The following is an 18897-nucleotide window of genomic DNA, read 5'->3' as shown; positions in this document are numbered from 1 at the left end:
CCCCCGAGGGAGAGGGAAAGCCGTGTCAAAATCCCATCATGGCGCGCAGCAGCTTCTTGTCCGTGGTGCCGGCGGCGAAATCGTCGAATGCCTTCTCCGTCACCCGGATGATGTGGTGCTGGATGAAGGGCGCCCCTTCGGCCGCACCATCCTCCGGATGCTTCAGGCAGCATTCCCACTCCAGCACCGCCCAGGAATCGTAATTGTACTGCGTCAGCTTGGAGAAGATGCCGCCGAAATCCACTTGCCCGTCGCCGAGCGAACGGAAGCGGCCGGCGCGGTTCGTCCAGCTCTGGTAACCAGAGTACACGCCCTGCCGTCCAGTCGGATTGAACTCGGCGTCCTTGACGTGGAAAGCCTTGATCCGCTCGTGATAGATGTCGATGAATTCGAGATAATCGAGTTGCTGCAGCAGGAAATGCGAAGGGTCGTAATTGATGTTGCAGCGCTTGTGGCCACCGACTGCGTCGAGGAACATCTCGAAGGTCGCCCCGTCGAACACGTCCTCCGAAGGATGGATTTCGTAGCCGACATCGACACCATTGTCTTCATAGACGTCGAGGATCGGCTTCCAGCGTTTGCCGAGTTCGCCGAAGGCTTCCTCGATCAGTCCGGCGGGGCGCTGCGGAAAGGGATAGAGGTAAGGGAAAGCCAGCGAGCCGGTGAACGACACCGACACATTCAGCCCGAGATTGCGCGATGCCTTGGCACCGAACTTCATCTGTTCGACAGCCCATTCCTGTCTCGCCTTCGGGTTGTTGTGCACCGACGGCGGCGCGAACCCATCCATCTGCGCGTCATAGGCCGGATGCACCGCCACCAATTGCCCCTGCAGATGCGTCGACAGTTCGGTGATCTCGACCCCGGCGTCAGTGCAGATGCCCTTCACCTCATCGCAATAGGCCTTGGAAGACGCCGCCTTCTTGAGGTCGAACAGGCGCGCGTCCCAGGTCGGGATCTGCACGCCCTTGTAGCCGAGGCCGGCGGCCCATTTGGTGATCGACGTCAGCGAATTGAACGGTGCGGCATCACCCGCGAACTGCGCCAGAAACAGTCCAGGGCCCTTCATTGTCGTCGGCATCGGCATCCTCCTCGTTTGTCACGACCAAGCATAGCGCCTGATGAAAGCAGGGCCAGTCACTTTGGTCTTTATCGCGTCGGACGCTCTGCCGACACCGCCATTCTGGTATGACCAAATAAGGCAATCTGGTCAAGCCTTGGAATGCGCCGAAAAGGCACTCCGAAAGCCCAAAATAACGGCACATATTGCAATGTAATCAACAAACTAATTCACCCTGAAAGTTGCGTCGCCACAGTTGTTGCCGTCTCAAGGAATTTGCTGTAGACCTCATTTCAGACCCAATTGGTCTAACCAGTTTGCAGTAAAAGGCTGGGGATGCCTTGGGGAGGAACCCTTGCGTCGTCTTCCGGCGATGCATGTCGCAGGCAAACCATACGGACGAATCTGGGAAGGACAGACCATGCATCTTTCGACGCACAACTGGATGCGCGCGGAACCGCTTGAGACGACGCTGAAGCGCATCAAGAAATTCGGCTATGAGTCGATCGAGATTTCCGGCGAGCCCGCGCAGTACAAGACCAAGGAGACACGGGCGCTGCTGAAGGAGCATGGCATCCGCTGCTGGGGCGCGGTGACCTTGATGCTGGGTGAACGCAACCTCGCCGCCAGGGACCAGGGCCAGCGCGAGCGCTCCGTGCAATACGTCAAGGACGTGCTGACGATGGTCGGCGAACTCGATGGCGAGATCATCACGCTGGTTCCGGCAACCGTCGGCAAGGTGGTCCCGGACGGTACCGAGGAAGAGGAATGGAAGTGGGTGGTCGACGCGACCCGCGAATGTTTCACCCACGCTAAGAAGGTCGGGGTCAAGATCGCCGTCGAACCGCTCAACCGCTTCGAAACCTATCTGTTCAACCGCGGCGCCCAGGCGCTGGCGCTGGCTGACGCGGTCAGCCCCGAATGCGGCGTCTGCCTCGACGCCTACCACATCCACATGGAGGAATTTAACGTGCATGACGCTATCCGCCAGGTCGGAAAGCGCCTGTTCGACTTCCATGTCGCCGACAACAACCGCTTTGCCGCCGGCCTCGGCCAGATCGACTGGCCAAGGATCGTCGCCACCTTGAAGGAAGTCGGCTACGACGGCGCACTGACCAACGAGTTCGTCGCCCCGGTCGACCGCACGCCGGCAGCACCCTATCCCGACATGGTCGAGCGCCATCCGGTCGATATCTCGCCCGAGCAGCTGAAGTTCATCCAGGACCATGGCTCCAGCGTGCTGACCGAGAAATTCTACACCGACCAGATGCGCATCACCGCCGAAACACTGCTGCCGCTGATCAAATAGTCGACTGCCGCTGGGAAATTTGTCCTTCCGCCCCGACCGGCGGCAGGGCTGGGGAAAAATATGCGCATCAAGACAGTCCAGGCCTGGTGGGTCCGCGTGCCGATCGAAGCCGCGAAGCAGCATCGCAGCGACTTCGGCCAGGTGACGACCTTCGACGCCGCCATCCTGCGCGTCGAAACCGATGACGGGCTGGTCGGCTGGGGCGAAGGCAAGAACGCGGCCGGCAGTGCCGGCAGCTACGGCGCACTCGTTCACATGCTGAATCACGAGGTCGGGCCGCAGTTGATCGGCCGCGATCCGGCCGACATCGGAGTCATCTGGGAGATGCTCTACAACGGCGTGCGCCATGAGAGCGCCGCCCGCGCCGGCCACGCCATGCCACAACTGGCGCGGCGTGGCATGAGCGTCGCCGCCATCAGCGCGGTCGACATCGCGCTCTGGGACATCCTGGGCAAGTCGCTGGGCCAGCCGGTCTGGCGGCTCCTCGGCGGCCGCAAGGTCGATCGCATGCAGGCCTATGCCTCGGGCGGCTGGGCCTCCGCCGATTCCATCGGCGAGCAATTGAAATCCTATATCGCCAAAGGCGGCTTCAAGGCGTTGAAGATGCGGGTCGGCGCCATGGACGGCGCGGCACATGTTTCCGCCGCCCGCGTGCGCGCCGCGCGCCAGGCCCTCGGCCCCGACATCGAGCTGATGGTCGACGCCCATGGCACCTATACGGTAGCGGAAGCCAAACGCTTCATCCATCTCGTCAACGACCTCGATCTCGCCTGGTTCGAGGAGCCTGTTATCGCCGACGATAAGCTAGGCATGGCCGAAGTGCGCGCCTCCGGCGCCGTTCCGATCGCCACCGGCGAAAGCGAGGCGACACGCTATGCCTTCCGCGATCTCGCCGTTCTCAAGGCCGCCGACATCTTCCAGCCCGATCCTGCCTTCTGTGGCGGTATCAGCGAGGCGATGAAGATCGGCACCATCGCCAGCGCCTTCAATTTGCGCTTTGCGCCGCATCTGTGGGCCGGCGCGCCCTGCTTCTTCGCCGGGCTGCATGTCTGCGCCGCGTCGCCTTCGAGTTTCACCGTCGAGTATTCGCTCGGCGCCAACCCGATGATCCACGATCTGGTCGAAGAGACTGTCGAAGCCCAGGACGGTATGATAGCGATCCCGGAAAAGCCCGGACTGGGATTCACCGTTTCGGAGCGATTCCTGGAGGCGCACGCGCAACGCAATTGACGATGAAAGAAAAGAACCTTCTCGCGGAACTCGCCGCCTATCTGTTCTCCCACTCGGACAAGGAGAGCGGCCGCACGCCGTCGGAACGCGAGCTGGCCGAGCATTTCGGCGTCAGCCGTGGCCAGATCCGCGAAGCGCTCGCCATCCTCGAGGCCATGCGCATCGTCGAGCGCCGCGCCAAGTCCGGCATCTACATCGACACCAAGCAGGCCAGCGTCGAGGCGCTGGCGCTGTTCGCACGTGCCGGCCTGCCGCTCGATCCCTTGCAGATCTATGAAACGGTCGAGTTGCGCAAGATCCATGAGATCAAGGCCGCCGAGCTTGCCTGCTCGCGCGCCACCGAGGAGAATTTCGAGCGCCTGCGCGAAATCCTCAAAGCCTCGGAAGACCGCATCGCCGCTGGCGAAGGTCTGGCCAAGGAAGACCGCGAGTTTCACCTCGAGATCGTGCGCGCCACCAAGAACAGCGTCTTCCACAACATCTGCAGCGTCTACTATCTGATGGGCGAGCAGCGCCTGCCGATCTATTTCAACGATCCTGAACGCAGCGTGCGCTCGCATGCCGAGCACGTGCAGATCTACGAGGCGCTGCTGCGCCGCGACGGCAATCTCGCCCAGGCGCTCATGAGCGCCCATCTGCAGGGCGCGGAAAGCTACTGGAAGGGCCTGATCGAGGGCGGCATGGCGGCTTCGCCCGCGGGCGCGGCACTCGAAAAGGCCTGACCGTGACCCAGACCGTGCCAAAGATCCTGTCGACGCATCCGCTGCACCCGCGCGCCACGGCCAAGCTGGCCGGCGCCGGCCAGCTGGTCATCGCTTCGGCGCTCGACCCCGGCACATTGGCGGGGGAGGCCAAGGATGCCGACGTCGTCATCGTGCGGGCGCCGCTGCCGCCGGCGCTGTTCGAGGGTGCATGGAAGCTGAGGGCCGCGATCCGCCATGGCGCCGGTCTCGACATGATCCCGATGGAAGCGGCCGCGGCGGCCGGCGTGCTCGTGGCCAACGTGCCGGCGGCCAATGCCCGCTCGGTGGCCGAGCATGTCATGTTCACCGCGCTTGCACTGCTGCGGCAGTTCCGCCGGGTCGACCGCGACCTGCGCGCCAAGGGCTGGCTGGCCGGACGCGAGCATGCCAATGCCAATATCGAACTCGCCGGCAAGACCATCGGCATCGTTGGTCTCGGCGCCGTCGGGCAGGCGGTCGGCCACATCGCCGCACACGGCTTCGACCTCAAAGTGGTGGCAACGACACGCAGCATGCAGCCGGCGCCGGAAAAGGTCGGCTTCCTGTCGATCGACGCGCTGGTCGAGCAGAGCGACATCATCGTGCTCTGCTGTCCGCTGACGCCGGAAACGCGAGGCCTGATCAGCCGCGAACGCATCGCCCGCATGAAACCCAACGCACTGCTGATCAACGTGTCGCGCGGGCCGGTCGTCGATGACGACGCGCTGATCGAGGCCTTGCGGGAGCGTCGCATCGGCGGCGCCGCGCTCGACGTGTTCTCGACGCAGCCGCTGCCGCCAAACCATCCCTATTTCGGCTTCGACAACGTCATCGTCACCCCGCATATGGCGGGGATTACCGAGGAATCGATGATGCGCATGGGTGTCGGCGCGGCTGGTGAAGCCTTGCTGGTGCTGGCGGGCAAACTGCCGATCAATCTGCGCAATCCCGAAGTGGTCGATCACTACCGGCGTCGCTTTCCGGCGCAGATATAGCATCGCGGTTTCGCCCCCAATTCTCCGCGACGTTGCGAGCCATGTCCGGTCTTCGCCTTGCAGTTCTGATTGTCGCAACTTCGTCCATCTGCACCTTGCCGGCATTCGCAGCGGCCGACAGCAGCTATGTCTATTGCGACAACGGACTACGCTGCTTCAAGGCGCCCTGCCCGTCGAACAGCGCGCTCGACCTTGCCACCGGCACCATCACCAAGGGCGTGTCGATCGACACCAGCGGATTGCCGCAGGCCGACGAGGCGATAACGGCCCAGTCCGACGTGCTTTATAGCGGAAAGATCGTGCTCAGGGGCTCGATCGAGCACCGCATCCAGACCTTCACCGGCAAGGAATACAGCCTGCCTTGGCTGGTCGCGACCCGCATCGTGCGCACCGCCAAGGACGGCGAACGCAAGCACTGTTCATCGCACTGATCCGTCATCCGCGACTCACTGCCGCCCCAGCAGCCTCTCCACCGACACGGCGATCCGCAGCAGATGCCGGTCATGGCCATTGCGCGCCACGAGCATCAGCCCCATTGGCAGCGATGGCCCCGGCATCGGCAACGAGATCGCACAAAGGTCGAACTGGTTGGCGACCTGGGTGTTGCGCAGCAGCAGGCCTTCGGTGCGGTCACGCAACTCGGCATCCTCGGCCATGGAAGCGATGGCCGGCGCCGTCACCGGTGTGGCTGGCAACGCCAGCACGTCAACCGATGCCAGCCGCTCATCCATGGCGGCGGCCAGCGCGGTACGGCGGCGGAGCGCCCTGATATAGACCGGCGTCGGCAGCAGCGCCGCCCGCGACAATGGCCCGCTGACATGCGGGTCGACCGGCACGGATGCGCCTGTCGCCAGCCAGTCGGCATGCACTTCCGCGCCCTCCATCGCCGCGATCGAACCGCGCTTGGTGGCCGCGCGCAGATCCGCGATCATGTCGTCGATCGACAGATCCGTAATGTGTGCGCCAGCCTGTTCGATCTTGCCAAGACAATACTCGAAGGCGGATCCAACCTCGCCTTCCGTGTCGCCGAAAAGAACGCCGCGCGGAATGCCGATGCGAAGCCCGGCGAGTGGAATGGCCACCAACTCCTTCGGCGCTTCGCCGGCCATCACCGCGTCGGCGGCGGCGCATATCGAGACGGTTCGGGCAAGCGGTCCGACCGAGTCCAAAGTGCCCGAAAGCGGAAAGGCGCCAGAGAGCGGGACGCGCCGTGCAGTCGGCTTGAAACCGACGACGCCGTTGAGCGCCGCCGGAATGCGGATCGAGCCGCCGGTGTCGGAGCCGATCGAGATGTCGCTCGTCCCCTCGCCCACGGACACGCCGGCGCCCGAGGACGACCCGCCTGGAATGCGGCTGGCATCAACGGCGTTGCCTGGCGTGCCGTAATGCATGTTGTCGCCGATCGCGGTGAAGGCGAACTCGGTCATGTTGGTCTTGCCGATGACGACCGCACCGGCTTGCCGAAGCCGGCTGACGATGGCGGCGTCGCGCTGTGCCGGCGCGGCGGCCTCGCGCATCAGCGACCCGGCCGTGGTCGGCTCGCCGGCGACATCGAACAGGTCCTTGATCGAGACAATGGTGCCGTCGAGCGGGCCGAGTGTCACGCCCACTCTTTTGCGGGCATCGCTGGCGTCAGCCGCGACCCGCGCCGCTTCGGCATAGAGCTTCGTGAAGACCTTCTCGTCGGCCACACGATTGGCAAGACGTGACAGGATGATTTCGAGGCGGTCGCGGATTGGTTGCATGTTGGTGTCGGACTCCGCCAGGATGGAACGTCTTGAAGGCAAGCAGCCGTGGGGACTGCCGAAGGGATAACCCGGCCAGCGTGCCTTTGCACCTGCCAGCGACAGGAAGATACTGATGCTGTACAAAGGCAGCTGCCATTGCGGCAAGGTTGCGTTCGAGGTGGAGGGGGAACTTGAGAGCGTCGTGCGCTGCAATTGCTCGATCTGCGCCCGCAAGGGTGCGCTGCTATGGGCCGTGCCACACGACAAGCTTACGCTCGTCGCCTGGGGCGATGACCTCGGCCGCTACACATTCGGCGAAACGAAGATAGCGCACCGCTTCTGTCGAACCTGCGGCATCCATCCTTTTGCCGAGGACACCAGCGAAGGCGGCGAACGCAGCGCCTACATCAACATCAATTGCGTCACCGGTCTCGACCCGTCCACCTTGTCGGTCTTCGCGTTCGACGGGCGGGCCGTCTAAGCTTCCCATCATCCCCTATCGGTGGCCGTTGCGAGAGACTATTCGGCCTTTGGGCCGCGCAGGAATACCACGATGGCCGCCAGCAGCGTCGCGGCGCCGCAATAGGCAAACGCGCTGCCGACACCGGCATGGTCGACCAGCAGCCCGCCGAAGACGGCGCCCATCGCAATCGCTACCTGGAAGGTCGCCACCATCAGGCCACCGGCGCTTTCAGCCTGGTCGGGCGCTGCCCGCACCAGCCAGCTCTGCAGCTCTAGCGGCACGCTTGGGATCACTGTGGGGCGAAAGGGCCAAAGGCGCTGCCGGAACCTTGCTGAAAGTCCCGGCAACTGGCGGTGAAGCGACCAAGGGCGAACTGCCACCTTGATCCTACTGGACCCAGAAAGCCAATGAGATGCATGACGACGCCTGCCTCTCGGAGACGGAATGCGTGATCCTGCTGATCAACGACACGCCTTACGAGACCTACCTGCCGAAATAGCCGCGCCCTATGACGCGTGCCGCAGGCTGACACCACTGCCCTTGTCGAACAGCACCACCTTGTCAGGATTCCAGGCAAAGCGCACCGGTTGCTCGATCGCGACATCGGTCCTGGCCGGCACCGTGGCGCGAAGCGTTGTATCGCCGACCCGCAGCGTCAGGATCTTTTCCACGCCATGGTTCTCGACGTCGTGGACACGCGCCTCGACCGGTGCGCCGCTTTCCAGATAGACATCCTCCGGACGAATGCCGAAGACGAGCGGGCGACCGTCGGTCGCCGCACTCGCCCCAGCCCCCGTAAAAATCTTGGCCGCCCCCGCGAAGGGCAGTTCGAAATTCAATGGCGCCATCACCGCGCGGCCGTTAACCAGCCTGCCGTCGATGAGGTTCATCGGCGGCGAGCCGACGAAGCTCGCCACATAGGTGTCGCGCGGATTGTTGTAGATCTCGTGCGGCGTGCCGGTCTGGATGATGCGGCCATGGTTGAGCACGCCGACCTTGTCGCCCATCGACATCGCCTCGATCTGGTCGTGGGTCACGAACAGGAAGGTGGCGCCAAGCTGTATCTGCAGGTTCTTCAATTCGGTGCGGAGCGCCTCGCGCAATTTGGCGTCGAGCGCCGACAGCGGCTCGTCCATCAGGAACACGCGCGGCTTGCGCACGATGGCACGGCCGATGGAGACGCGCTGCATCTCGCCGCCGGACAGGCGGTCGGTCTTGCGATCGAGCAGATGCTCGATCCGCAGCGTGCGGGCGGCGCGGTCGACGCGGTCCTTGATCTCGGCATCCGGCAGCCGGCGGATCTTCGGCTTCAGCGGAAATTCGAGGTTTTCGCGCACCGTGTAGCGCGGGTAGAGCGAATATTGCTGCAGCACCAGCGCCACGTCGCGCTCGGCCGCACCCCAGTCGGCGACGTCGACGCCGTCGATGAAGACCTGCCCCTCGCTCGGCTTCTCCAGGCCGGCGATCAGCCGCAGCGTCGTCGTCTTGCCGGCGCCCGTCTCGCCGAGCAGGACAAAGAATTCGCCATCGGCGATGTCGAGGTCGAGCCCGGTCAAGGCCGTGTGGTTGCCGAAAGTCTTGGAGATGTTCTTGAGCTGGATATGGGCCATCAGAGCCTCACCTCAAGCGACTTGCCGCTTGCCTTGTCGAAGAAATGCGCCTGGGTCGGATCGATTCGGGCAAACACCTTCTCGCCCGGTCCGGCAACGAAGCCGCTCTTGGTGCGGGCCCGCAGCATTTTCGAGCCAACCTTGAGGTCGACGATGTCGAAGGAGCCGAGCGGTTCGACGATCTGCGTCTCGACGGCCATGAAGCCATCGGCCGCGTCACGACGAATGAGGACGCCTTCCGGCCGGATGCCAAGTGCGAGTTGGCCGCTAGCGTGGCCGTTGAGTTTCGACAGCAGCGCCCGCGGAAACTCGAAGCCGGAAGCCGCGCCACCAACGGTGACCGAGGCCGATGACGTTGTTTCGGCAACCGCCGCGTCGGCGACATTCATCACCGGACTGCCGACGAATTGGGCCACGAACAGATTGGCCGGCCGCGAATAGACCTCGTCGGGCGTTCCCACCTGCTGCAGCACGCCCTCATGCATGATGACGATACGGTCGGCGAGGCTCATCGCCTCGATCTGGTCGTGCGTGACATAGATGGTGGTCGAGCCCTGCTTGATATGCAGCCGCTTGATCTCGGCCCGCATCTCCTCGCGCAATTTGGCGTCGAGCGCGCCGATCGGCTCATCCATCAGCATCGCCTTCGGCCGCCGCACCAGCGCCCGGCCGATCGCAACGCGCTGCATGTCGCCGCCCGAAAGCGCCGACGGCTTCTTCGCCAGCAGATCCGTTATCTGCAGCGTCTTGGCGACCGAGCGCACTTCCTGGTCGATCTCGCTTTTGCTCTTGCGCGTGGCGCGCAACGGAAAGGCGATGTTCTCGTAGACGCTCATATGCGGGTAGAGCGAGAATGACTGGAACACCATGGCGATGTCGCGGTCGGCTGCCTTCAGATGCTGGACCGGCTTGCCGTCGATGAGGATGTCGCCCTCGTCGATGGTTTCCAGTCCGGCGATGGCGCGCAACGTCGTCGTCTTGCCGCAACCGGACTGGCCGAGCAGGACGATGAACTCATTGTCCGCGATCTTGAGGTTGAGATCCTTGATGACCTGGACGGCACCAAAGAATTTCTGGACGCCGCGAAGCTCGATCTGGGTCAATGCTGTGCTCCCGGATTTCGCGCGTCCCCGGCATGACCGGTGCCGGCCTGTTCCTCGGGTGCGATCTTCGAGGTGATGTTGAAGCCGATCAGCCCGATCAGGATGATGGTCAGGCCGTAGGTGTGCAGGGTCATGTTCCAGGGCTGGCAGAGGGCCACGATGCCGAGCACCATGAGGATCTGCGAACCCGGTTCCAGATATTTCTGATTGATGGCGCGAAAGCTCATTTGCGGATCGCTCCGAAGGACATGCCGCGCAACAGATGGTTGCGGAGCAGGAAGGTGAAGATGGCGACCGGCAGCAGGAACAGGAAGGTGCCGGCGGCGATCACAGTCCAGTCCGGCAGGCCCGAGCCGACCTGGCTCGGGATGAAGGGCGGCGCCGTCTGGGCGCGGCGGTTGGTCATGATCAGCGCGAAGGCGTATTCGTTCCACGCCGTGATGAAGCAGAAGACAGCGGTGGCGGCGATGCCGGTGGCGGCCTCCGGCAGCACGATCTTGAAGAAGGCTTCCATGCGTGTGTAGCCGTCGACCAGTGCCGCCTCCTCATATTCCTTCGGGATTTCATCCATGAAACCCTTCATCAGCCACACCGAGAAGGACAGGTTGAAGGCGGTGTAGAGAATGATCAGCCCGACGTGGGTATCGTTGAGGCCGACCGCGCGGTACATCAGGAACATCGGGATCGCGACCACCACCGGTGGCAGCATGCGTGTCGACAGGATGAAAAAGAGCAGGTCCGCCTCCCCCTTCACCCTGAAGCGCGAGAAGCCATAGGCGGTGAACGTGCCCATGCCGACGGCCAGCACCGTCGAGGTGATGGCGATGATCAGCGAGTTCAGGAAGCGGCTCGGATAGCCCGACCACTGCACCTGGCCCTTGCCGTCGCGCACGATCTTTTCGCCACCGTCGAAGACGACGCGCTCCCACCATGGGGCCGCCGCGTACTCTTCCGGCGACGGCGGACTGCGCAATTGAGAGCGCTTGGTGAACAGCTTCACGAACGGCGATATCTCCGGCTGGAAGACAACGGTCGGCGGAATCGTAGTGGCAAGATTGCGCGGCTTGAACGCTGTCGAGGCGATCCAGTAGATCGGCGCCAGGAAGATGATCGTCACCAGCAGCACGGCGACTATGGCGACGCGGTTGAAGGTGATTTCGGAAGAAGTGCGGACGGCGGCCATCTCAGCGCTCCTTCACCTTGTTGAGATATTTGACGTAGATGTTGGTGATCGCCAGCACCATGATCAGCACGATGTAGGCCATCGCACAGGAGCGCCCGGTCTGCCATTCCTGGAACGCCATCTTGTAGAGCCGGATCGAGATCAGCTCCGCCGTCGGTTGGCTGGTCAGGATGTAGGCGAGATCGAAGGTCTTGAAGGCTTCCATGGTGCGGAAGATGACGGCGATCATCAGGATCGGCGCGACCAGCGGCAGGGTGATGCGGAAGAAGGTGTAGAACGGCCCGGCGCGGTCGATCGCGGCGGCCTCATAGAGATGCTTCGGCACCGCCGACAGCCCGGCCAGCGACAGCAGCATGACGAAGGGCGACCACATCCAGATGTCGGTCAACGCAACGGCGTAGAGCGCCATCTTGGGGTCGGCCAGCCACTCGAAATTGCCGAGCCCGAGCGCATAGTTGATAACCCCCCATGACGGATCGTAAAGCAGTTTCCAGAACAGCCCGACCACCGCCATCGACAGCATCATCGGCAGCAGCAGCAGCGTGGTGATAAGACCCTTGAGCGGAATGTCCCGGTTGAGCAGCATCGCCACGCCGAAGCCGACAAGCAGCTGTCCGACGACCGAGACAATCACGTATTTCGCCGTGATGGCGAAGTTCGACCAGACATAGGGGTCGTTGAGCAGGTCGCGATAATTCTGCAGCCCGACGAAATTCGCCGGCGCATTGGTCGACGCGCGGAAGTCGGTGAAGGAATAGCCGAGCGAATAGATCAGCGGAAAAATGTTGAAGACGATCAGGAACAGAACCGTCGGGACGATGAAGAGATTGCGGATGGAGATATCGCTTAGGCCGCGTGCCGCGGCGCGCGAGGATCTGTCGAGGGTGGTGATCATCGTGGTCGCCAAGACCCTGCTCCCGGTTCAAGAAAAAGAAACGGAGGAGGCGACACCGCCCCCTCCGCGGGACATGAAGGATTATTGGACGCGGCCGTATTTCTTGAAGGTCGCGTTCCAGTCTCCAGCCAATGCGTCCAGCGTTTCCTTGGCGGTGCCGCTGCCGCCGATCATGTAGGGGTAGACGCGCTGGTTGAGCTGCTGCAGCAGTTCTGCGTATTCCGGCACTGCCCAGAAATCCTTCACCTTGAACATGGTCTCGTAGAAGGCCTTGTTGTAGGGCGTGGCGTTCTGGAACTCAGGCGACTTGAGCACCGCCTGGCTGCAGGTATAGCCGCCAAGGGCCGCCCACTTCTTCTGGGTCTCGTCCTTGATGAACCATTCGAGGAACTTCATCGCCTCGTCCTGCTTCTTCGAGTACGAGATGACGGAGATGCCTTGCCCGCCGAGTGCGGCGAACTGGTCGCCATTTGGGCCGGGAGGGTTGGCGAAGAAGCCGGTGTTCTTGGCATTCGGGTTCGACGCTTCGTTGATCAGCGAGGGGAAGAACGCGAAGAAGTTCATGCTCATCGCGGCCAGGTTTTCCGTGATTGCCTGGTTGTCCTCGACGAAGAACGATTTGGCCCAGCCCGGAGGCGTGAACTTGTAGAGCTCCTTGTAAGCATCGAGCGCGGCCACCGCCTTGTCGGAGTTGATGTGACCGTCGACCTTGTAGGTCGTGTAATCGCCCAGCTCACCGCCATAGGAGAACAGCGCGTTCTCAAAGCCCATCGCCATCGCGTCGTAGGAATTGTCGGTGTAGATGGCGATGCCGTATCTCTTCTGATCCGGCCGGTGGAAGAACTCGGCGATGTCGCGCAGCGCCTTGAAATCCTTCGGCACGTCGAGGTCGTAGCCGTATTTGGCTTTGAAGGCTTCCTTTTCCTTGGGATCCTCGAACCAATCCTTGCGATAGGACCAGCCGACGGCGTCGCCCTCAAGCGGGATCGCCCAGTATTTGCCGCTGTTGCCGGGATACTCGGCATAATATTTCACCGTCGCCGGTGCCATGACGTTGCCGAGATCATGCTTCTTGAAGAAGTCGGTCAGGTCGACGTAGTGGCCGCCGGTCGAGCCGGCGCCGAGCCACTGCGAGTCGCCGACGACCAGGTCATAGGCGTCGCCATGGGCGTTGAACTCGGTAAAGGCCTTGGTCTGGAAGTCGGACCAGGGCGTGGTCTCCACCGTGATCTTGACGCCGGTTTCCTTCTCGTACTCGTTGCCGAGTTCCTGCAGGTAATTGGCCGGATCCCATTCCGCCCAGAAGATGGTGAGCGACTTTTCCTGCGCGTAGACGGACGTTCCGCAGGCAAGCGTTAAGCCGATACCAGCAAGCATGCTGGTCACTAACTTGCGCATAATGATTTCCTCCCTTGTGCGCATTCTACCTTGTCGTACGAGCCAGCGACGGAGCCGGCCCTGGTAGTTCCTCCCGTGGTCGCGCTTTTCCGAATTCGGAGCCTCCTCGCTCTGTCCGGAAATGGATCGCAGCCCTCACTTTCGATCCGCTTATCTTCCTTGATCTGGTATTACCAATCCTGCGGCGACGTCAAGCCCTTTCTTGAAAGCCGGCATGGGCCGTTACTGTCGAATTAAAGCTTTATCTGCCTGTTTTCCCATGATTTTCCTACTCAATGATATACACTGACCTTGCCCCATGATCGCATTTTGGGCTAGGATCAGCGGTATGCAGGCAAATCTGGTCGAACCAGATTGGGGCTATTTCGCCGCTCCTGAAGCGGACTCATCACCACCATAAGCCGACTCCGCGATTGCTGTGCGCACCAGCGCACTCGCCGCCCATTGCGCCACCGACATCATCCGGCGGCTGTCCAGCCCCCATATATCCTTGAGCACGATCAGCACCTCCACGCCGAAGATCAGCGACAGCGCCTGCGCCAGCCGCTTGAAGTCGCGCGGCGGCAAGCGGCCCTTGAGCGGCGTCAGCGCCTCCTTCAGCAATTCGACGCGATGGCCGCGCGTGAAGGCCGGCTCTCCGCCCAGCGTGCCCGCCTGGCGCCGCGCCCATTGATCGAGCGACAGCTTCAAAGCAGCCTTGAATGTCGCCTCGAAGGCCTCGATGCGCGGCATGGCCGTATCGAACAGTTGGGCGACGCGGCGCTCGGCATCGGCGGCGGTGGACTTCCAGGTCAAGATTGGCCCCAGCCCCTCGTCGACGACGGCCTGCACCAGGGCTGCCTGGCTGGGGAAGTAACGGTAGGCCGTGGCCCGGGAGACCTCGGCTGCCTCCGCCACCTCGCTGACCGAAGGCGTCGCCCCCGCCTGCATCAGCCGCGTGGCCGTCTCCAGCATCAGCCGCTTTGTCCGCGCCCGCGGTCCGCGCTCGGCTCTCTCCCCGGCATTGTCGTCCGTTGCGGGTTGTTGACGTGAGACATCCATGCCAATACGATACGCGCGTCTCAAAAATTTGCAATGGCAGCCCTTTTCCTGGAGTGGCCACGTTGACGCTCTACGGCGCACAAAGCTTTCATCTGATGAGCATCACCACCTTCGAACCAACCAGCAGAGGGACGCACGGATGAAGCGCATCCATGTGGTGGGCACCGCCGACACCAAGGGCGAGGAACTCGCATTCCTGGCCGATGCGATCGCCGCGACGGGTGCCGTCGTCTGCCGTGTCGATGTCGGCACGCGAGGCGCGACCGTGCCGGTCGACGTCTCGGCTGAAGAGGTCGCCGCCCATCATCCCGACGGCCGCGGTGCGGTGCTCGGCATCGACGACCGCGGCAGATCGGTTGCGGCAATGGCTGGGGCCTTCACGCGCTTTGTCCAGTCCCGCGACGACATATCGGGCATCATCGGCATTGGCGGCGGCGGGGGCACCTCGATCATCACAGCGGGCATGCGCGCGCTGCCGCTCGGTCTGCCCAAGCTCATGGTCTCCACGCTGGCCTCGGGCGACACCGCCCCCTATGTGGACGTGTCCGACATCATCATGATGCCATCGGTGACCGACATGGCCGGCCTCAACCGGCTGTCTCGTGTCGTGCTGCACAACGCCGCCCAGGCGATAGCGGGCATGGCGGTCAATCCGGCGCCTGCGGCGGACGGCAAGGCCTCGATCGGCCTCACCATGTTCGGCGTCACCACGCCTTGCGTGACGGCAATCGCCGAACACCTCCGCTCGACTTATGATTGCATGGTCTTCCATGCCACCGGCACCGGCGGCCGCAGCATGGAGAAGCTGGCCGACAGCGGCCTGCTGTCGGGTGTCATCGACATCACCACGACGGAGGTCTGCGACCTGCTGTTCGGCGGCGTGCTGCCGGCGACGCAGGATCGTTTCGGTGCCATTGCCCGCACCAAGCTACCCTATGTCGGCTCGGTCGGCGCGCTCGACATGGTCAATTTCTGGGCGCCATCGACCATTCCGGAGCATTATCGTGGCCGGCTGTTCTACGAGCACAATCCGAACGTCACGCTGATGCGCACGACCGCGCGGGAATGCCGCGCGATCGGCGAATGGATCGGCACAAGGCTCGCCCATTGCGAAGGCCCGGTGCATTTCCTGATCCCGGAAAAAGGCGTTTCCGCGCTCGACATCGAAGGCGGCGCCTTCTTCGATCCGGAAGCCGACGCAGCTCTGTTCGAAGCCGTCGAGCGCACCATCAGGCCGGGTGCGACGCGCCGCGTCACCCGCCTGCCGCTGCACATCAACGATCCGGACTTTGCCAAGGCGGCGGTCGCGGCCTTTCTCGACATCGCCAGACAGTGAGACCCAGACATGCCAGCCATACCGCGCAAGGACATACTGAAAAAGTTCCGGGGAATGATCGACAAAGGCGTGCCGATCGTCGGTGGCGGCGCCGGCACCGGCCTGTCGGCCAAGGCCGAGGAGGCCGGCGGCATCGACCTCATCATCATCTACAATTCCGGCCGCTACCGCATGGCTGGCCGCGGCTCGGCCGCTGGCCTGCTCGCCTATGGCAACGCCAACGAGATCGTCAAGGAGATGGCCTATGAGGTGCTGCCGGTGGTCAAGAAGACGCCGGTACTGGCCGGCGTCAACGGCACCGATCCCTTCGTCATCATGCCGCTGCTGCTCGCGGAACTGAAGACGATGGGCTTTTCCGGCGTTCAGAACTTTCCCACCATCGGCCTGTTCGACGGCCAGATGCGGCAGAGTTTCGAAGAGACCGGCATGGGCTTCGGCCTAGAGGTGGACATGATCGCCGAGGCACACAAGCTCGACCTCCTGACCACGCCCTATGTCTTCAACCCCGAAGAAGCACGCGCCATGACCAAGGCGGGCGCCGATGTCGTCGTCGCCCATATGGGCGTGACCACCGGCGGCTCGATCGGCGCCACCTCGGCCAAGTCGCTCGACGACTGCGTCATTGCCATCGACGCCATTGCCGAGGCGGCGCGCTCGGTGCGCAAGGATGTCATCCTGCTTTGCCATGGCGGCCCGATCTCGATGCCCGATGACGCCCGCTACATCCTCTCCCACGCCAAGGGCCTGCACGGCTTTTATGGCGCGAGCTCGATGGAACGGCTACCGGCGGAAGCCGCGATCGCCAGGCAGACGGTGGATTTCAAGGCGGTGACGCTCGGCGCCGCCGCAAAGAACAAGAAGGGATGAGAGAGATGACCGACAGGAGCAAGGTGTTTGTCTACCCGAAGGACGTCAGCGCCTTCGGCTTCGACTGGGGAAAACTGTCTTTGACGGTGGCACCTGAAGTGAACGGCGCGACCCGCTTTTCCGGCGGCGTCGTCGACCTGCCCTCAGGCAAGGGCCATACCCGCCACAACCATCCGGGCGCGGAAGAGATTATCTTCGTCATCTCGGGCCATGGCGAGCAGATGGTCGAGGATGAGAAGGGCAATCCGGTGGTGGAGAAAGTCGGCCCCGGCTGCACCATCTACGTGCCGGAGAGCCGCTTCCATTCGACGCTCAACACCGGCGACGGGCCCATGCAGCTGTTCGTCGTCTATTCGCCGGCCGGGCCGGAACTGGGCCTGCGCGAACTGCCGGATTTCAGGCTGATCCCGCCAGGCAGTTGATCAATCTATTCTACTAGAGGCAGCGCCGCCCCGAAGGGCGGATGAGGGGCAGCGCCTGCCTCCAAAATTAGGCCGTCCCACCCCTATTCCATCCCCGGCCCCGATCGCCAAACATCACGTACCCGCTCTCGGTCACCGCCAGCGTATCCTCCAGCTTGATGAAGCCGCGCGTCGGGTGAAGCATGGTGGTCTCCACCGACAGCACCATGTTTTTCTCCAGCGGCTTGGCCGCATAGGTGCCTTCATAAGTCACTGGGTGGTTGGTCATCAGGAACGGCGCCTCGTGCGTGATCAGGCCCATGCCGTGGGCGAAGAAATCCGTATAGGGCGCGACCTTGGATGTCTTCAGCACACTCTCCGCATGAGAAATCATGTCGCCGCCAAGCGTGCCCGCCTTCACCTTCGAGAAGGCCGCCTGCTGCACCGTCTCGACCTCGGCCAGCAGATCCTCGAGCTCGGCATCGGGTTCGCCCAGAATGCCCATCCTGCAGAGATCGCCAATATAACCGTGATAATTGCCGCCGGAATCGATCGACAGCACCTCGCCCTTCTTCCACGCTTGCGGGGAGGTGGCGCGATTGTGGCTGGAGCCCAGCGTGAGCAGGCAATATTCGAAATGCGCACCGCGATTGGTCTCTTCGCGCCTGATCTGCTCGATCATCTCGGCCTTGGTCGTGCCGTCGCGCGCCCAGGCGATGGTCGCCAGCATGGAATCGGTGATCAGCTCGGAGGCCGTGCGAAGCTTCTCCAACTCCGCGTCCGTCTTGATGGCACGCATGCGTTCCAGCATGTCGGTCGCGTCGATCAGCTTCGCATCGGGCAATGCCTTGCGGATCAGCGCATAGGCGTCTGACGGCAGGAAACCGGGCTCGATACCAATGCGAGCATCGCCCTTGCCGATCCTCCTGACATGCTCGACGGCCAGATTGGCGGCATCGAGGGTGCCCCAGCAGGCGGCATGCAGCGTCGGCGTCCAGAACGGGTGGTTCTGGTGCTCGCCGCCTTCCATGCGGTTGCCGATATAGGCAGCATGATCCGGCCCGCCCTTCTCGTAGACCACGATCGGCAAATAGCGGCTGTGGCCGATCGCATCCATGGCGGCAAAGAAGATGAACTTGTAGCCACCCAGCAGATATTGCGTGTTGTGCTTGGAGGTCACGAGCAGCACCTCGATGCCAGCCTCCTCCATAAGCCGGTCGACCCTGGCCTGGTCGAACGGGATATTGCTCACGGCACTCTTGCCCGGCGCAATGTTCATCACTCTCTCCCTGAATTGCCGGGATCGGCGCTGTTTCGCACCCGATCCGCCGGCTCGCGATCAAATCTGCACCATTTTTCTCACTCTGGTCTAGCCAGAATGTATACGAACACAGCGCCGGGATGGTCACCAAAGCGTCATTTGTGCGCGTATCCGCTAATCTGGTCCTACCAGTCAGCCGAATTGACTGGACTTGTGCTAAACTGGTCCAGCGGACGGAAATTTCAAAGCCAAGCAAGGATGCGCCAATTCCGTCTCTGGCGAAACCCTCGGCAAGG

19 protein-coding genes and 2 pseudogenes are annotated in these 18897 nt (G+C 62.9%); 10 read left to right on the top strand and 11 right to left on the bottom strand.

Features of this window, described 5'->3' with window-relative positions; all coding sequences use genetic code 11:
* Positions 1 to 25: 25 nt before the first annotated feature.
* Entirely contained in the window at positions 26 to 1081 is a 1056-nt protein-coding gene (locus FJ954_RS13715; RefSeq protein ID WP_140661665.1) for a sugar phosphate isomerase/epimerase, read from the bottom strand.
* Between the two features lie 400 nt (positions 1082 to 1481).
* Here FJ954_RS13715 and FJ954_RS13710 point away from each other — a divergent pair, with 400 nt between their 5' ends.
* From FJ954_RS13710 to FJ954_RS13690, 5 genes are read left to right on the top strand one after another with little or no spacing between them, the layout of a single operon-like run.
* A complete protein-coding gene (locus tag FJ954_RS13710) occupies positions 1482 to 2369 on the top strand; it encodes a sugar phosphate isomerase/epimerase (protein ID WP_015315643.1) in 888 nt (295 codons plus the stop codon).
* A gap of 60 nt (positions 2370 to 2429) precedes the next feature.
* A complete protein-coding gene (locus FJ954_RS13705) occupies positions 2430 to 3599 on the top strand; it encodes a mandelate racemase/muconate lactonizing enzyme family protein (protein ID WP_015315642.1) in 1170 nt (389 codons plus the stop codon).
* 2 nt (positions 3600 to 3601) lie between these two features.
* Positions 3602 to 4321: a FadR/GntR family transcriptional regulator gene (locus FJ954_RS13700; RefSeq protein ID WP_015315641.1), complete on the top strand. Its 720-nt coding sequence runs from the start codon at positions 3602 to 3604 to the stop codon at positions 4319 to 4321.
* A gap of 14 nt (positions 4322 to 4335) precedes the next feature.
* Positions 4336 to 5316 (top strand): hydroxyacid dehydrogenase, encoded by a 981-nt coding sequence (locus FJ954_RS13695; RefSeq protein ID WP_140661850.1) that lies wholly within the window; start codon positions 4336 to 4338, stop codon positions 5314 to 5316.
* A 41-nt stretch (positions 5317 to 5357) separates the two neighbouring features.
* Positions 5358 to 5747 (top strand): hypothetical protein, encoded by a 390-nt coding sequence (locus tag FJ954_RS13690; RefSeq protein WP_140661664.1) that lies wholly within the window; start codon positions 5358 to 5360, stop codon positions 5745 to 5747.
* Between the two features lie 15 nt (positions 5748 to 5762).
* On the opposite strand, the gene FJ954_RS13685 is transcribed toward FJ954_RS13690, so the two are convergent.
* The gene (locus tag FJ954_RS13685; protein WP_140661849.1) at positions 5763 to 7061 is read right to left on the bottom strand and encodes an amidase; all 1299 of its coding nucleotides are present in this window, start codon (positions 7059 to 7061) and stop codon (positions 5763 to 5765) included.
* Positions 7062 to 7176: 115 nt separating this feature from the next.
* Between FJ954_RS13685 and FJ954_RS13680 the strand changes: the two genes are divergently transcribed.
* Positions 7177 to 7524, top strand: coding sequence for a GFA family protein (locus FJ954_RS13680; RefSeq protein WP_140661663.1), 348 nt, complete (start codon positions 7177 to 7179; stop codon positions 7522 to 7524).
* A gap of 38 nt (positions 7525 to 7562) precedes the next feature.
* Here the strand turns inward: FJ954_RS13680 and FJ954_RS13675 are convergent.
* Positions 7563 to 7790: pseudogene (locus tag FJ954_RS13675) on the bottom strand (MFS transporter); the annotation flags it as partial.
* On the opposite strand from FJ954_RS13675, the pseudogene FJ954_RS32000 reads away from it, so the two are divergent.
* Positions 7787 to 8005 (top strand): annotated as a pseudogene (locus FJ954_RS32000) (hypothetical protein); the annotation flags it as partial. The pseudogenes FJ954_RS13675 and FJ954_RS32000 overlap by 4 nt on opposite strands.
* A gap of 7 nt (positions 8006 to 8012) precedes the next feature.
* Here the strand turns inward: FJ954_RS32000 and FJ954_RS13665 are convergent.
* The 7 genes from FJ954_RS13665 to FJ954_RS13635 form a co-directional block, all read right to left on the bottom strand.
* On the bottom strand, positions 8013 to 9116 hold the full coding sequence (locus FJ954_RS13665) for an ABC transporter ATP-binding protein (RefSeq protein WP_015315636.1): 1104 nt from the start codon (positions 9114 to 9116) through the stop codon (positions 8013 to 8015).
* Positions 9116 to 10219 (bottom strand): ABC transporter ATP-binding protein, encoded by a 1104-nt coding sequence (locus FJ954_RS13660; RefSeq protein WP_140618969.1) that lies wholly within the window; start codon positions 10217 to 10219, stop codon positions 9116 to 9118. The genes FJ954_RS13665 and FJ954_RS13660 overlap by 1 nt, the downstream gene beginning before the upstream one ends.
* Positions 10216 to 10446 carry a hypothetical protein gene (locus FJ954_RS13655; RefSeq protein WP_015315634.1) on the bottom strand — a complete coding sequence of 77 codons (231 nt, stop codon included), beginning with the start codon at positions 10444 to 10446 and terminating at the stop codon, positions 10216 to 10218. The genes FJ954_RS13660 and FJ954_RS13655 overlap by 4 nt, the downstream gene beginning before the upstream one ends.
* The gene (locus FJ954_RS13650) at positions 10443 to 11402 is read right to left on the bottom strand and encodes a carbohydrate ABC transporter permease (protein ID WP_140618971.1); all 960 of its coding nucleotides are present in this window, start codon (positions 11400 to 11402) and stop codon (positions 10443 to 10445) included. The genes FJ954_RS13655 and FJ954_RS13650 overlap by 4 nt, the downstream gene beginning before the upstream one ends.
* A 1-nt stretch (position 11403) precedes the next feature.
* Positions 11404 to 12309, bottom strand: a complete 906-nt coding sequence (locus tag FJ954_RS13645) for a sugar ABC transporter permease (RefSeq protein ID WP_140661662.1) — start codon at positions 12307 to 12309, stop codon at positions 11404 to 11406.
* Between the two features lie 69 nt (positions 12310 to 12378).
* Positions 12379 to 13695, bottom strand: a complete 1317-nt coding sequence (locus FJ954_RS13640) for an ABC transporter substrate-binding protein (protein WP_015315631.1) — start codon at positions 13693 to 13695, stop codon at positions 12379 to 12381.
* 360 nt (positions 13696 to 14055) lie between these two features.
* A complete protein-coding gene (locus tag FJ954_RS13635; protein WP_140661661.1) occupies positions 14056 to 14736 on the bottom strand; it encodes a TetR/AcrR family transcriptional regulator in 681 nt (226 codons plus the stop codon).
* A 139-nt stretch (positions 14737 to 14875) separates the two neighbouring features.
* Here FJ954_RS13635 and FJ954_RS13630 point away from each other — a divergent pair, with 139 nt between their 5' ends.
* From FJ954_RS13630 to FJ954_RS13620, 3 genes are read left to right on the top strand one after another with little or no spacing between them, the layout of a single operon-like run.
* Complete coding sequence (locus FJ954_RS13630; RefSeq protein ID WP_015315629.1) at positions 14876 to 16072, top strand: Tm-1-like ATP-binding domain-containing protein; 1197 nt, start codon at positions 14876 to 14878, stop codon at positions 16070 to 16072.
* A gap of 9 nt (positions 16073 to 16081) precedes the next feature.
* The gene (locus FJ954_RS13625) at positions 16082 to 16939 is read left to right on the top strand and encodes a phosphoenolpyruvate hydrolase family protein (protein ID WP_140661660.1); all 858 of its coding nucleotides are present in this window, start codon (positions 16082 to 16084) and stop codon (positions 16937 to 16939) included.
* Between the two features lie 5 nt (positions 16940 to 16944).
* Positions 16945 to 17361 carry a cupin domain-containing protein gene (locus FJ954_RS13620; RefSeq protein ID WP_140661659.1) on the top strand — a complete coding sequence of 139 codons (417 nt, stop codon included), beginning with the start codon at positions 16945 to 16947 and terminating at the stop codon, positions 17359 to 17361.
* A gap of 67 nt (positions 17362 to 17428) precedes the next feature.
* Here FJ954_RS13620 and FJ954_RS13615 read toward each other — a convergent pair whose 3' ends face one another.
* Positions 17429 to 18619 (bottom strand): Xaa-Pro peptidase family protein, encoded by a 1191-nt coding sequence (locus FJ954_RS13615; RefSeq protein WP_140661658.1) that lies wholly within the window; start codon positions 18617 to 18619, stop codon positions 17429 to 17431.
* Positions 18620 to 18897: the final 278 nt, after the last annotated feature.

It is taken from the genome of Mesorhizobium sp. B2-3-15, assembly GCF_006442875.1.
Classification (GTDB): Bacteria; Pseudomonadota; Alphaproteobacteria; order Rhizobiales; family Rhizobiaceae; genus Mesorhizobium; species Mesorhizobium australicum.
The sequence above is the reverse complement of the archived record's forward strand: the minus strand, read 5'-3'. Positions and strand labels throughout refer to the sequence as shown.

Bases quoted from the DNA above. Each gene is read 5' to 3' on its own strand.
- FJ954_RS13705 (WP_015315642.1), top strand. From the start codon at position 2,430: ATGCGCATCAAGACAGTCCAGGCCTGGTGGGTCCGCGTGCCGATCGAA.
- FJ954_RS13640 (WP_015315631.1), bottom strand. From the start codon at position 13,695: ATGCGCAAGTTAGTGACCAGCATGCTTGCTGGTATCGGCTTAACGCTT.
- FJ954_RS13700 (WP_015315641.1), top strand. From the start codon at position 3,602: ATGAAAGAAAAGAACCTTCTCGCGGAACTCGCCGCCTATCTGTTCTCC.
- FJ954_RS13655 (WP_015315634.1), bottom strand. From the start codon at position 10,446: ATGAGCTTTCGCGCCATCAATCAGAAATATCTGGAACCGGGTTCGCAG.
- FJ954_RS13635 (WP_140661661.1), bottom strand. From the start codon at position 14,736: ATGGATGTCTCACGTCAACAACCCGCAACGGACGACAATGCCGGGGAG.
- FJ954_RS13685 (WP_140661849.1), bottom strand. From the start codon at position 7,061: ATGCAACCAATCCGCGACCGCCTCGAAATCATCCTGTCACGTCTTGCC.
- FJ954_RS13650 (WP_140618971.1), bottom strand. From the start codon at position 11,402: ATGGCCGCCGTCCGCACTTCTTCCGAAATCACCTTCAACCGCGTCGCC.
- FJ954_RS13630 (WP_015315629.1), top strand. From the start codon at position 14,876: ATGAAGCGCATCCATGTGGTGGGCACCGCCGACACCAAGGGCGAGGAA.
- FJ954_RS13715 (WP_140661665.1), bottom strand. From the start codon at position 1,081: ATGCCGACGACAATGAAGGGCCCTGGACTGTTTCTGGCGCAGTTCGCG.
- FJ954_RS13710 (WP_015315643.1), top strand. From the start codon at position 1,482: ATGCATCTTTCGACGCACAACTGGATGCGCGCGGAACCGCTTGAGACG.
- FJ954_RS13680 (WP_140661663.1), top strand. From the start codon at position 7,177: ATGCTGTACAAAGGCAGCTGCCATTGCGGCAAGGTTGCGTTCGAGGTG.
- FJ954_RS13615 (WP_140661658.1), bottom strand. From the start codon at position 18,619: ATGAACATTGCGCCGGGCAAGAGTGCCGTGAGCAATATCCCGTTCGAC.
- FJ954_RS13625 (WP_140661660.1), top strand. From the start codon at position 16,082: ATGCCAGCCATACCGCGCAAGGACATACTGAAAAAGTTCCGGGGAATG.
- FJ954_RS13690 (WP_140661664.1), top strand. From the start codon at position 5,358: ATGTCCGGTCTTCGCCTTGCAGTTCTGATTGTCGCAACTTCGTCCATC.
- FJ954_RS13665 (WP_015315636.1), bottom strand. From the start codon at position 9,116: ATGGCCCATATCCAGCTCAAGAACATCTCCAAGACTTTCGGCAACCAC.
- FJ954_RS13620 (WP_140661659.1), top strand. From the start codon at position 16,945: ATGACCGACAGGAGCAAGGTGTTTGTCTACCCGAAGGACGTCAGCGCC.